This is a genomic window from Solwaraspora sp. WMMB335 (assembly GCF_049179075.1).
Lineage (GTDB): Bacteria > Actinomycetota > Actinomycetes > Mycobacteriales > Micromonosporaceae > Micromonospora_E.
The window spans coordinates 7,262,576-7,273,453 of sequence record NZ_JBMHMF010000001.1 but is presented as its reverse complement, the minus strand read 5'-3'; the positions used below and the strand labels follow the sequence as shown (position 1 = coordinate 7,273,453).

Annotated in this window: 14 protein-coding genes and 2 pseudogenes; 10 read left to right on the top strand and 6 right to left on the bottom strand. The window is 67.3% G+C overall.

The window, feature by feature from the left end:
• Positions 1-383 precede the first annotated feature (383 nt).
• The 3 genes from ACN27F_RS31410 (at position 384) to ACN27F_RS31400 (ending at position 3,038) form a co-directional block, all read left to right on the top strand.
• A complete protein-coding gene (locus tag ACN27F_RS31410) occupies positions 384-1,130 on the top strand; it encodes an ATP-binding cassette domain-containing protein (protein WP_421439078.1) in 747 nt (248 codons plus the stop codon).
• 158 nt (positions 1,131-1,288) lie between these two features.
• Positions 1,289-2,407, top strand: coding sequence for a hypothetical protein (locus tag ACN27F_RS31405; protein ID WP_421439077.1), 1,119 nt, complete (start codon positions 1,289-1,291; stop codon positions 2,405-2,407).
• A gap of 1 nt (position 2,408) precedes the next feature.
• Positions 2,409-3,038, top strand: coding sequence for a hypothetical protein (locus ACN27F_RS31400; protein ID WP_421439076.1), 630 nt, complete (start codon positions 2,409-2,411; stop codon positions 3,036-3,038).
• 9 nt (positions 3,039-3,047) lie between these two features.
• Here ACN27F_RS31400 and ACN27F_RS31395 read toward each other — a convergent pair whose 3' ends face one another.
• Together ACN27F_RS31395 and ACN27F_RS31390 are read right to left on the bottom strand one after the other, a co-directional pair.
• Positions 3,048-3,248 carry a DUF397 domain-containing protein gene (locus tag ACN27F_RS31395; protein ID WP_421439075.1) on the bottom strand — a complete coding sequence of 67 codons (201 nt, stop codon included), beginning with the start codon at positions 3,246-3,248 and terminating at the stop codon, positions 3,048-3,050.
• Entirely contained in the window at positions 3,245-4,141 is an 897-nt protein-coding gene (locus tag ACN27F_RS31390) for a helix-turn-helix domain-containing protein (protein WP_421439074.1), read from the bottom strand. Before ACN27F_RS31390 ends, ACN27F_RS31395 begins: the two co-directional genes overlap by 4 nt.
• 121 nt (positions 4,142-4,262) lie before the next feature.
• Between ACN27F_RS31390 and ACN27F_RS31385 the strand changes: the two genes are divergently transcribed.
• Positions 4,263-4,643, top strand: a complete 381-nt coding sequence (locus ACN27F_RS31385) for a hypothetical protein (protein ID WP_421439073.1) — start codon at positions 4,263-4,265, stop codon at positions 4,641-4,643.
• A 230-nt stretch (positions 4,644-4,873) separates the two neighbouring features.
• Here ACN27F_RS31385 and ACN27F_RS31380 read toward each other — a convergent pair whose 3' ends face one another.
• The 4 genes and pseudogenes from ACN27F_RS31380 to ACN27F_RS31365 form a co-directional block, all read right to left on the bottom strand.
• Positions 4,874-5,218, bottom strand: a complete 345-nt coding sequence (locus ACN27F_RS31380) for an RNA polymerase-binding protein RbpA (RefSeq protein ID WP_421439072.1) — start codon at positions 5,216-5,218, stop codon at positions 4,874-4,876.
• A gap of 129 nt (positions 5,219-5,347) precedes the next feature.
• A complete protein-coding gene (gene secG / locus ACN27F_RS31375; RefSeq protein WP_421439071.1) occupies positions 5,348-5,608 on the bottom strand; it encodes a preprotein translocase subunit SecG in 261 nt (86 codons plus the stop codon).
• A 194-nt stretch (positions 5,609-5,802) separates the two neighbouring features.
• The gene (locus ACN27F_RS31370; RefSeq protein ID WP_421440575.1) at positions 5,803-6,537 is read right to left on the bottom strand and encodes a PP2C family protein-serine/threonine phosphatase; all 735 of its coding nucleotides are present in this window, start codon (positions 6,535-6,537) and stop codon (positions 5,803-5,805) included.
• Positions 6,538-6,539: 2 nt separating this feature from the next.
• Positions 6,540-6,950: pseudogene (locus tag ACN27F_RS31365) on the bottom strand (UTRA domain-containing protein); the annotation flags it as partial.
• Between the two features lie 297 nt (positions 6,951-7,247).
• Here ACN27F_RS31365 and ACN27F_RS31360 point away from each other — a divergent pair.
• The 6 genes and pseudogenes from ACN27F_RS31360 (at position 7,248) to ACN27F_RS31335 (ending at position 10,862) form a co-directional block, all read left to right on the top strand.
• Entirely contained in the window at positions 7,248-7,769 is a 522-nt protein-coding gene (locus tag ACN27F_RS31360; RefSeq protein WP_421439070.1) for a topology modulation protein, read from the top strand.
• Between the two features lie 24 nt (positions 7,770-7,793).
• Positions 7,794-8,609, top strand: coding sequence for a class I SAM-dependent methyltransferase (locus ACN27F_RS31355; RefSeq protein ID WP_421439069.1), 816 nt, complete (start codon positions 7,794-7,796; stop codon positions 8,607-8,609).
• Between the two features lie 40 nt (positions 8,610-8,649).
• Positions 8,650-9,132 (top strand): annotated as a pseudogene (locus tag ACN27F_RS31350) (phosphotransferase); the annotation flags it as partial.
• Positions 9,133-9,342 carry a hypothetical protein gene (locus ACN27F_RS31345; protein ID WP_421439068.1) on the top strand — a complete coding sequence of 70 codons (210 nt, stop codon included), beginning with the start codon at positions 9,133-9,135 and terminating at the stop codon, positions 9,340-9,342. It begins immediately after the preceding pseudogene.
• Positions 9,343-9,366: 24 nt separating this feature from the next.
• A complete protein-coding gene (locus tag ACN27F_RS31340; RefSeq protein ID WP_421439067.1) occupies positions 9,367-10,017 on the top strand; it encodes a histidine phosphatase family protein in 651 nt (216 codons plus the stop codon).
• On the top strand, positions 10,014-10,862 hold the full coding sequence (locus ACN27F_RS31335) for a phosphotransferase enzyme family protein (protein ID WP_421439066.1): 849 nt from the start codon (positions 10,014-10,016) through the stop codon (positions 10,860-10,862). The genes ACN27F_RS31340 and ACN27F_RS31335 overlap by 4 nt, the downstream gene beginning before the upstream one ends.
• The last annotated feature ends 16 nt before the right edge of the window (positions 10,863-10,878 follow it).

Below are 10,878 nucleotides of genomic sequence, written 5' to 3'. Positions count from 1 at the left end.
GCGTCGGACGCCGCCTCCCTCCGGCAGACGTTCCTTTACGGCGAGGCCCCGCGCGGCCGGCCGGTGCTCAGATCGTCCTGATCAGGCCGCCTGTCACCGGGAACGCCCAAAGCTGATGGCCCCGACCCAGCAGGACCGCTGCGACTGCACATGTGCGACGTCTGCTAGTGCGCACCTCTTTGCACCCGCCAAGAATTCGATCGCATCGCGTCTACAGGCACCTAATCTCACCTGCGTAGACGCCACCTTGGCTCCCATTCAGAAATACCTCGACGCGGTCAAGATCGAATGTGCCCTGCTTGCACGGGTAGGGAGCAATCAGTACGATCGGCCCTCCTTGGTAGGACCGCCGTTGCCGCGTGTTCGTGAATGAGAGTCGCCATATGAGTGTCGTGCTGGATGCGCTGGCCCAGGGTTACGGGACCACAACCATCATCGAAAACCTCAGCGTCACGCTGCATCCGGGAATCACTGCGCTGTTGGGCCCCAACGGTGCCGGCAAAACAACCTTGCTACGAACCCTGGCGACCATCATGCCGCCGCGTAACGGTCGGATCCGCATCGATGACGTCGACATCGACGGCGAGCGGTCTGCCCGCAGGATCAGAGACCAGATCGGTTATCTTCCGCAGGATTTCGGGTTCGACCCGCAGATGAAGCTCGTCGACTTCGTGACCTATGCGGCCTGGATGCGCGGGGTGCCGGCAAGCCAGTGGCGGCGATCGATCGACGAAACGCTGGAGATGGTCGACCTGACCGACCGGCGGCGGTCGAGGATGCGCAGTCTCTCCGGCGGCATGCGCCAGCGCGCCGGCATCGCCTGGGCAGTCGTGGGACGACCTCGCGTGGTGCTGCTCGACGAGCCCACCGTCGGCCTGGACCCACGCCAGCGGCTCCAGTTCCGCAAGATCGTCGCAGGACTCGACGGCACGGTCGTGGTGCTCAGCACCCACCTCATCGACGACGTCGGGGCCGTTTGTGACCGGGTGATCGTGATGCACGGTGGAGCAGCCAGGTTCGACGGCTCAGTGACCGAGCTGGCGGCTCTGGACCAGGACGGCCTCCCCGGCCACTCCGCGTTGGAGCGGGCGTACATGCACCTATTGCCGGAGGGCGAGCAGCGACTGTGAACGGACTGTGGCTACACATCCGCAACTCTCCGATCCGGTGGGCGCTGCCGGTGTTCATCGCCATCGACGTCGCGGTGCTGTTCCTACGCAACCGCCACTGGATCGGTGTCTGGCCGGAGACCGGCGCCGCCGCACAGGTACCCGCCTACCTGCTCGGCGTGGTCGGTGCCGGCGCCGCCGCCTGGGTGGCGAGCGCGCCGAAACGGCACAGAGTCACAGAGCAATTGACAGCCGCGCGCGTCCACCCGGCCCGGCTGGAAGCGAACCGGCTCGGCGCCACCGTCGTCGTCCTGCTGATCCCGTATCTCATCGGTCAGGCGGTGGCCTTCGCCGCCACGGCTCGCACGTTCCCTCCGGGTGTGCACCTCTGGCTGGGTTACGCGCTACGCGGAATCTTCGTGGTGCTGCTCTCGATCACCCTAGGTTGGGCGTGTGGCAAGCTGCTCGGATCTGTCTTCGCGGCACTGACGGCGGCAATGGGGTTCCTGTTCCTGATCACACTGCTCGACATGTCCGGATTCGTCGTGGTATCAGGCCCGCCGGAGCGGACAGTCGATCCGGGGCCGCTGGCGCTGCTCCTGGCGTCGGTCCTGGTCCTGCTGCTGGTCATGCTCTGGCTGCCCGCCTCCCATGCGCTGCGGCGGCGGAGGACGCTGTTGCTGGTTCCTGCGGCCATACCGCTCGCCGTGGTCCTGACCGTCACGAGCGCGGTAACCGACCGAGAACAACCCGGAGACAACGTGATCTGCGTCGAAGGATCGACCGCCCTGTGCATCTGGCCGGAGCACGAGAAGTATCTGCCCCCACTGCGGGATGTCAGCGCACGGGTCGACCTACTGCCAGAGAGCTTCGTCCGCCCGCCACTCATCAACGAAGTCGGAATCAAAAAGACCTGGTTTCTCTGGCCTGACGGGCAGTGGCGCCTCGGCTACGAGACCGGTCCGCCGATTTTCACCATCCTTGAGGGAAGTCCGTGGTCCTACGCGGGTGCCATCGGCACCGCGATCACCTCATCAACCTTCGATTTCGATGCCTGCGACTGGACCGATCTCAGCTCGTCCGATCGGGAACGGTTCTGGGTAATCGGCTCCTGGCTGGAGGCGTACCTGGTCGGCCAGGGCAGCCCTGACTACCACACCAACGCACCTGCGGAGATGCAACAAGCATGGTCGCGGGGACGCGAAATCGCCGGCGGGGACCCCCTTTCCGATCAGTTCCAATGGGCCGACGAGGAGGTGAACGATCTTCATGGGCGCTACTGTGAGCCAAGACGTTGAGATGCCCACCGGCGCTGTTTCGGTCAGGCTGTTTCTCTCGGTCCGGCCAGCGGGTGCCATCCTCGCCGGAGTCGTGCTCCTGGGTGCACTGGCCGCCTGGTTCGGCATGGTCAGGACACCGCTACCACAGGCAGCCGGGCAGGACAGCGCGATCATTCCGTTGTGGCGTCTGCTCGCCATGGGCGCCGCCGTCCTACCGGTCATCGGGCTGACCAGCCCGCTTGCCGGCCTGGAGCTGATGGCGACCCGACGGCTCCGGTCCATGCAACGGCGCTACCTCGCCGGTTTGGGTATCGGCTCCGCAGTGATCTTTCTGGGCATCTCCGCGTTCGTGATGCCGCCGTCCGTGATTGCGATCATGGCACGGGGGTGGGTGGACTGGTTCGGTCTGGCTCTGCTCGCCGGAGCGGTCCTCGGCTGGCGGCTGGCCTGGACGCTGCCCTCGGTGGTAGCCGTCGTCCTGTGGTACTGGGGGTATGGCGGAAACCAACAGTACCGGTGGTGGGAGTTCAGCGCACGGCCGTACGACGATGTGCCCAGCCTCGTGCTCAGCGCCGCGCTGTTGGCTGTCGGGCTGGCCGCCTACGCCGCGACTCCGTGGCGCAGGCGGCGGTTGACGTTCTGGCGATAGCCCCGAAGGCTACGAGCCCGGCCCGGTGGCCTTGAGGGTGGTGAGGAAGTCGGTCCAGGCGGCCGGGTCGAAGGCGAGCGCCGGGCCGCTGCGGTCCTTGGAGTCGCGTACGCCGACGGTGTCGGCACTGAGGCGGACCTCGACGCAGGCGGCGTTCTCCGAGCTGCGGGAGGACGTGAACCAGCCGCGTGCAGGGGTGTGTTCCGTCATGTCATCTCCTGTGCGACCTGGCGGATCAGGGCGAGGGACTCCTCGAAGCTTAACGCCCGCTCCAGGGTCTCCCCGAAGGTGATCATGTAGTCGGCGACCCGGCTCGACTGGTCGATGATGTCGCTGGAGGTCAGCACCTCCTGCCAGACCAGATCCGGCACCCGTGGCGACGGAAATGTCAGGATCTGGAACGGCCCACCGAGCGCCGGGTACGCACCGGCCGAGAACGGGATGATGTGCACCCGGATCTGCTCCGGATGGCGGGTCATCAGGTCGGCCAGGTGATCGAGTTGGGCGCGCATCACTTCGGGGCCGCCGACCTGCTGGCGAATGGTGCTCTCGCCGAAGATCGCGGTGACCCGCAGCGGCGGGTCCTCGGCGAGCCGGCGCTGCCGGGCCATCCGTACCTCAATGCGCTGCTCGGTCTCGGTGAGCCGGACGTAGGTGTTGCCGCCACGTAGGACGGCGCGGGCGTACGCCTCGGTCTGCAACAGTCCGTGGACGATCTCGTTTTGGTAGGTGCGGACATGGTCGGCTCCGGCCTCGTAGCCGAGGAAGCGCAGGAACTCGGCCGGGAAGAGCTGCTTGTACGTGTGCCACCAGGCGCGGGCCATCGCGCCGATCCGCAACGCTTCCAGCTCGGCGGCCTCCTGGTCGTCGATCTCGTAGATCTTGACGAGTTGGGCGAGCCGGTCGGCGGGGAGTTTGACCTTGCCGATCTCCACTCCGGAGACGTACGCCTGGGTGATGCCGCTGCTGCGGCCGACGCCGACGGCGGTCATGCCGAGCTCCTCGCGGCGCTCGCGTAGCCGGATGCCGAGCTCCATGGCCTGCACGGTCGGCGACATGGCGGGGTTGGCGGGTGCCTTGCGGGTCCTCGGTGCACGTGCCATCAGTGGCCTCTCTCACGATTGGATGGTGACCACGACATCACACCAGGTGATCATGAACAACACAAGGGGTTGATATAAGCGCGTTTTAGCGCGATGCTTCGTTCACCGCAGCATCCAGACAATGATCATGGAGGACACAGTGGCCGGACAACTGGCGTGGGTGGACGGTGAGCAGCGCGAACGGTACGGATTCTCGCTGTGCCGGGTGGTCGACCCCGGTGGCACCGACGAACGCTACGACCTGCTCGGCGTCATCGAGGTCCCGTACGACCAGCGCCACCCGGAGCGCGTCGCCGACCAGCTCCACCCGTGGGCAGTCGCCACCCTACGGGCCGGCGGGTACGGCTTCGGCCACTACCTCGCCGAACTGACCGGCCTCGACGAAAACGGCGAACCGTGGCACCACATCCGCAACGAGCACATCAGCTGGTCCGGCACCACCGTGCTGGTGCCCGCCCAGGGTGATCCCACGCCGCAGGGGACGACGCCACCTTCCGCGTGAGCAGTGGCAGCGGGAGAATGGAGTCCGACGAAGGGACCGGCCATGGGTGAGGATCGGGAACGGACGGCGCCGTCGGCGGACGACGAATTCGATCGGCTGCGGCGTGCCAGGTTCGGCGAGTTACCGGCCCGGGTGGCACCGGAGGACATGTTCGGCACGGTCGATGCCGATCCCAGGCACGATGAGCCGGGTCCGCCTCCGGTGCGTCGAGAGTGGGGGTAGGCGGCCGGTCAGCGCTCGCCGCGCCGGGCGCGCACGGCCGCGAGTGCCTCGGCGAGGATCGCCTCGGCCTCGGCCTCACTGCGCCGCTCCTTCACGTACGCCAGATGCGACTTGTACGGCTCGGTACGCGGACGGTCCGGCGGATTGTGCTGGTCCTGTCCGGCGGGCAGCCCGCAGCGCGGGCACTCCCAGGTCGCCGGAGTAGGGGCCTCAGCCGCCAAACTGATCTGCACGCTGTGCTCGTTGGCGCACCAGTAGGTCGCCTCGCGGCGGGGGGCCGGCTCCGCGCGTTCGGTCGGCCGGGCCTGGGTGGCGCCGACCCTGGTGCCCCGGATGGTGCTGGTACTCGCCATGATGGTCGCTCCTGTCGTCGAGGGGGGTGTCACCACCGCCCGAGGGGTGGCGCGACGCCGCTGAAGCGCAAAAGAAAGCGCGGCCCGTTCGAACGGGCCGCGCGAAATCTTACGACGGACAGCGACGAATCACACACCCGAGTTCATTGCCAACTTGAGCCAGAGACCCAGGCCGACGATGCAGGCGAACCAGACGATGCCGGTCAGCACGGTGTAGCGGTCGAGGTTCTTCTCGGCCACCGACGAACCGGCCAGGCTCGTGCTCACCCCGCCGCCGAACATGCTGGACATGCCGCCACCCTTACCCTTGTGCAGCAGGATCAGCATGGTGAGCATCACGCTCGTGATCACCAGCAACACGATCAACACATAGGCGAACTCGATCGGCATGGCAGTGCTCAGTCCTCTCATGGCAGTCGTCGCGGCGTCTGCGGATCGATCACCGGACGAGTCCGCGCGGGCCGGCACGCGGGCTCACCAAGGATAGCGGGCCGGACCGTGGCCCGCCGACCGGCTCTATGACCAGCACACGGTGCTGCGGCAGCGCAACAGCAGGACAGAAATCGGACAAATGCACAAACTCCTCACCGACCAGCACCGTTGACGAGATGTACATCGACAACAATCACGGTGATGTTGTCTTGCCCGCCCTGTTCAAGGGCTAGCGAGACGAGTTGATCGGCGACGCTGTCGGCGCTACCGCCGGAGTTCAAGGCCGCCTGCACCGACTGCTGCGGCACGTACGAGCTAAGCCCGTCCGAGCAGAGCAGGACTCGGTCGCCCGGCGCGAGATGCACCGGAGTCAGGTCGGGGGATCTGCCATCTGGGCGGCCGTCAAGAAACCGAGTCAGCTTCTCCGGCAGGTCCGGCACCGTGCGGGCCCCGGCCACCAGGTGCTGATAGATGTGATCCTCGGTCAACCGGAGCAAGGTGCTCCGGGGCGAGGCTACGTCGCGCATCAGGTACGCACGGGAGTCCCCGACGTTGCCGACGACCGCCGTCGTCTCTGCCCGGAGCATTGCGACGACGGTGGTTCCCATCCCGCTCAGCTCATGCTCCGCGCGGATCTTCCGGCGTAACGCACCGCTGGCGGCGTTGATCGCTTCACCCATGGCATGGGCGAGATCCTCCGGTTCCACAAGCTGGTCGTACGCTCTCAGCGCGTTGATCGCTGTGGCGCTGGCGATGTCGCCGGCCACGTGGCCGCCTAGTCCGTCGGCGACGGCGTACAGCCACTTGCCTTGATAGAGGCTGTCCTCGTTGCGTCTGCGGACGAAGCCGACATGTGTTCGGCTTGCCGCGTCGAGCCGGATCGGCACTGTCACGAGTCACCCGCCGTCGCGGTGTCGTTCGGCCACGGCTCCTGGGCCTTCTCGTCCCGGTGCAGAACATGGACGGTCTCCACCCGGTCGCTCGCCACCACGTACTCGGTAACTTCGATTGGTTGGTTGTCCGCCCCGGACGTGCCTACCCGCACGATCTCGAGCACCGGCAGGTTGGTCGGAATTTCCAGCAGGGCAGCTTCCTGCTTGCTTGGCATCCGAGCTCGATGGATCTCCATCCAGTTGATCGGCCAGTGGCCAGCCTTCTCAATGCGGCACAGCCACTCGCCAGCGATAGGGTTCGCGTCGACATCGGCGACGACGTCGGCGACGCGCGGATGGATCCACGAGATGTTGATCTGGAAGGGCGCCTCCGAGACCGGCCCAGTCACCCGGAACCGGCGGAGTACCTCGGCTGCGTCCCGCTCCTGCCCGGCACTGTCCGCGGCACCGCCGCACTCGTACCGCCAAGCCTGCACGTCAGGCACGCCACCGACGTACGGCACCGGGCCGGCTGGCTCGCCGAGATCGCCGGCACCAACGACCACGCCAACCTGATCGCCGACTGTCTGCGCCGCCTCGCCCCGTTTCGGCTCTCCGCCCAGCTCGGCGTGCTCGATCGTCTCCTACCCCATCCGGATCCGGTGCCGTCATGACCGGCCGTGTCCGCCCGGCCTCACCGCGCACCGCCCCTACCCTGGAGGACCATGGGCAGGATCGCCATCATCGGCTGCGGCGGCAGCGGCAAGTCGACGATCGCCCGGCAACTCGCCCAAGTCCTCGACGCGCCGCTGACCCACCTCGACGCGATCTACTACGACGAACAGTGGAACCCGCTCCCGCAACACGAGTTCGCCGCCCAGCAGGAAAAATTCGTCACCGGCGAACGCTGGATCATCGAAGGCAACTACGCCGGCACCCTGCCGATCCGGCTGGCCGCCGCCGACACCGTGATCTTCCTCGACCTTCCCGCCGCCACCTGTCTCTGGGGCATCGCCCAGCGACGCCGCCGCTACCGGGGCGGGCAGCATCAGACCGACGGCGTGTACGACCGGATCACCTGGAACTTCATCCGCTACATCCTCGGCTACCGACGCGCCATGCGGCCCCGGATCCAGAACCTCATCCGCCAACACGGGCCACACGTCCGGCTGATCTCACTCACCAGCCGCCGGCAAGCCAACCAACTGGTCGAGCGGCTCCGACGACAAGCCCAACCGATGACCTGACCCGGACCGGACGGGCGGGGACCGATGTCGGCTAACCCGTTCCTCGATCCCGCTCTGGTCCACGGCGACCTCTACCGGGCCAACGATCGGCTCGCGGACCGCACCCGTGCGCTTCGCGAAGCTAAAATCGCCGGGCGGGACGCCGCCGAAGTCATCGCCGGCCTGCTCGCCAGGCGGACCACACCAGGTGCCGTGGTGCTCGACCTCGGCTGCGGACGGGGCACCAGCACGCTTCGCATCGCCGCCCGTCTCCGCCCTCGACGCCTCATCGCGGTTGACGCCTCGATCGCACTGCTGGACACCGTCCGGACACGGCTGCGCGAGGCCGACGAGGTCGGCTCGACGGTCTGCGCCAACTTCCACCACCTGCCGCTGCCCGATGCAATGGCCGACGCAGCCGTAGCCGCCTTCTGCCTCTACCACTCGGCCACCCCGGCCGCCGCCATCGCGGAAATCGCCCGCTGCCTCCGTCCCGGAGGTGTCGCCGTCCTGGTGACCAAGTCGCTGGACAGCTACACCGAACTCGATCAACTCGTCCACGCCGCCCACCTGGACCCCGACGCCATCCGCCGGCCGAGCCTCTACGAGAGCTTTCACAGCGGCAACCTGCTCGACATCGCCGCCGTGCACCTCACCGTGCTCGACGTCCTGCACGAGGAACATGTCTTCGAGTTCACCGATGCCACTCACCTCGCCCGATACCTGGCCACAACCCCGAAGTACCAGATCCGCCCAGACCGTGGACCGGCCGGCCTCGCCGCAGTCCTCCAGGAGCGGCTACCAGCGCCGCCGTATCTGACCCGATCCACCGTCAGCTACGCCCTGGCGGCCCGGTCATGACCAACAACCTCTTCATCAAGCCGTACGACGACCCGCAGCGCTGCTCGGCAGCGGCGGCCCACCACGACTGGCTCGCCGGGCTGAAGTCGGGAGTCCGCCTTCCACGCCTGGTCACCCGGGCACCTCGCCACCTGGTCTTCGAACGCCTGCCAGGCCGGACACCCCAGGTAGCGGACCTGCCCCGAGTCGCGGCAACACTCGGCCAACTGCACGACGCGGCGCACGGAGAGAACTGTGCTCCGCACGCCTCGACCAATTTCACAGCACGTCGATCGGACTGGCGCTCCCCGACTTCGCCAGCCCGCGCCGCAAAGCGCTGCACCGCGCCGCCCGCATCACGGGCATCGACCTGGCCGCGCTCGACGCGGTCCTCGGCCGGGTTGACCGGCCGGCGGCCTTCTACAAGGACCCGAACGTCCGCAACTATCTCGTCGAGGGCGAGGACGTCGCGGTCGTCGACTTCGACGACCTCACCCTCGCCCCCTTCGGCTACGACCTGGCCGGCCTTCTCGTCACCGCTTCCATGACGTACAGCAGCCTCGACCAGTGGATCCTCACGGACTGCGTCGACGCCTACCGGGACGCGATCTCGCCGATCCGTTGCGACATGGACGAGCTGCGGCAGTATGCCGAACTTCACCACCTCCTGACGCTGCGCTACCTCGGCGTCAACGGCTACCGACACCCGTGGCCCACCGTGCGGCCATGGCCCGACCCGTTCGCGTCAACCTGACCATCCCCCGGAGGAGTCCCGCCAATGGACCAGGCCACCGAACTCGTCATCGCCCGTCACGGCGAGGCCGCCTGCAACGTCGCCGGGATCGTGGGCGGCGAACACGGCTGCACCGGCCTGACCGACCAAGGCCGCCGCCAAGTCGCCCAGCTCGCCGCCCGGCTTGCCGCCGAACACGCAGCCCGCCCGTACGCGGTCTTCTACTCCACGCCCCGACTCCGGGTGGTCCAAACCGCCGAGATCATCACCCAGGCCCTCCGCCTACTGCCCACCGCCGAGCCGCAGCTTCGCGGACCCGACCACGGCGAGGCCGACGGCCGCCCGTGGGCAGACATCAAGACCACCTTTCAGGGTCCGCCCCAACACGCCCCCGACCTCCCGTACGCCCACGGCTCCGAGACATGGAACGAGTACCTCGACCGCGCCACCAAAGCCCTCCAGAAAATCCTCGCCCGGCACAACGGCGAGCGCATCCTCATCGCCGCCCATGGAGAAACCATCGAGGCCGCCAACAACCTGCTCCTCGCGCTCCCTCGGAACGCCTGCCTACGGCTCGGCTTCGTCACCGACCACGCCTCCGTCACCCGATGGCAGCGGCCGACCAACCGGTTCGGCCGCACCATCTGGCAGCTCGTCGCGCACAACGACACCCGCCACCTGAAACCCACGCGATGAACAGCACCGACCTCCTTCAACTCTGCCGGCGCCTGCTCGACACCGACGCCGTCCCCCTGGCCTGGCACTCGGGCCACGCCGGAACCCAGGTGCTCCGCGCCTCGACCGCCAACCACGGGGAAGTCATGGTCAAGCCACACCGCAGCCAGGAACGGCACACGCAGGAGGTTCACGCCTACCGAACCTGGGTCACAGCGGCCCTCCCCGACCGGGCACCCCGCCTACTCGCGACAGCCGACGAACCGCCCACGATCGTCATCACCGCCGTGCCAGGGATCCCGCTCAGCCAACGAACACTCGCCCTCAAGGCCGAGCAGCACGCATACCGGCAGGCAGGACAGCTACTCAAGACGCTCCACGCCGCCGGACCACCACGGCTGGAGCCCGATTGGACAGCCTGGCTCGCCGACCGCGCCGAATACTGGATCCACCAAGCCGGAGACCGGACCACCCTCAGCTACCGCGCCGATGTACGCGCCCACATGCGGGCACTCCAAGACCTCGCCCCGCTACCGACCGTCCCCTGCCATCTCGACTTCATGCCCCGCAACATGATCTACGGTCACGACGACATCGTCCGCCTGATCGACTTCGAACACAGCCGCTACGACCTGCACGCCCGCGACCTCGTACGCCTCGCCACCCGCATCTGGCCCCAGCGCCCAGACCTCAGCGCCAGCTTCCTCGACGAATACGGACACCTCGCCGAAGCCGACCACGAGCTCCTGGAACACTGCGCGCGCCTTGATGCCCTGACAGCTTTGGCCACGACAACCTCAGCTGAGTTCAGCTGCAAAGGCCCTGCTCACAGGACGCCTGGTTTGATCGTGAATTACGCCACATAGGACTCAAACATGAAAC

Coding starts and splice junctions, on each gene's coding strand:
- ACN27F_RS31380 (WP_421439072.1), bottom strand. CDS start 5,218: ATGGCGAGTACCAGCACCATCCGGGGCACCAGGGTCGGCGCCACCCAG.
- ACN27F_RS31400 (WP_421439076.1), top strand. CDS start 2,409: ATGCCCACCGGCGCTGTTTCGGTCAGGCTGTTTCTCTCGGTCCGGCCA.
- ACN27F_RS31345 (WP_421439068.1), top strand. CDS start 9,133: ATGACGTACAGCAGCCTCGACCAGTGGATCCTCACGGACTGCGTCGAC.
- secG (WP_421439071.1), bottom strand. CDS start 5,608: ATGCCGATCGAGTTCGCCTATGTGTTGATCGTGTTGCTGGTGATCACG.
- ACN27F_RS31410 (WP_421439078.1), top strand. CDS start 384: ATGAGTGTCGTGCTGGATGCGCTGGCCCAGGGTTACGGGACCACAACC.
- ACN27F_RS31385 (WP_421439073.1), top strand. CDS start 4,263: ATGATCATGGAGGACACAGTGGCCGGACAACTGGCGTGGGTGGACGGT.
- ACN27F_RS31395 (WP_421439075.1), bottom strand. CDS start 3,248: ATGACGGAACACACCCCTGCACGCGGCTGGTTCACGTCCTCCCGCAGC.
- ACN27F_RS31340 (WP_421439067.1), top strand. CDS start 9,367: ATGGACCAGGCCACCGAACTCGTCATCGCCCGTCACGGCGAGGCCGCC.
- ACN27F_RS31390 (WP_421439074.1), bottom strand. CDS start 4,141: ATGGCACGTGCACCGAGGACCCGCAAGGCACCCGCCAACCCCGCCATG.
- ACN27F_RS31335 (WP_421439066.1), top strand. CDS start 10,014: ATGAACAGCACCGACCTCCTTCAACTCTGCCGGCGCCTGCTCGACACC.
- ACN27F_RS31355 (WP_421439069.1), top strand. CDS start 7,794: ATGTCGGCTAACCCGTTCCTCGATCCCGCTCTGGTCCACGGCGACCTC.
- ACN27F_RS31360 (WP_421439070.1), top strand. CDS start 7,248: ATGGGCAGGATCGCCATCATCGGCTGCGGCGGCAGCGGCAAGTCGACG.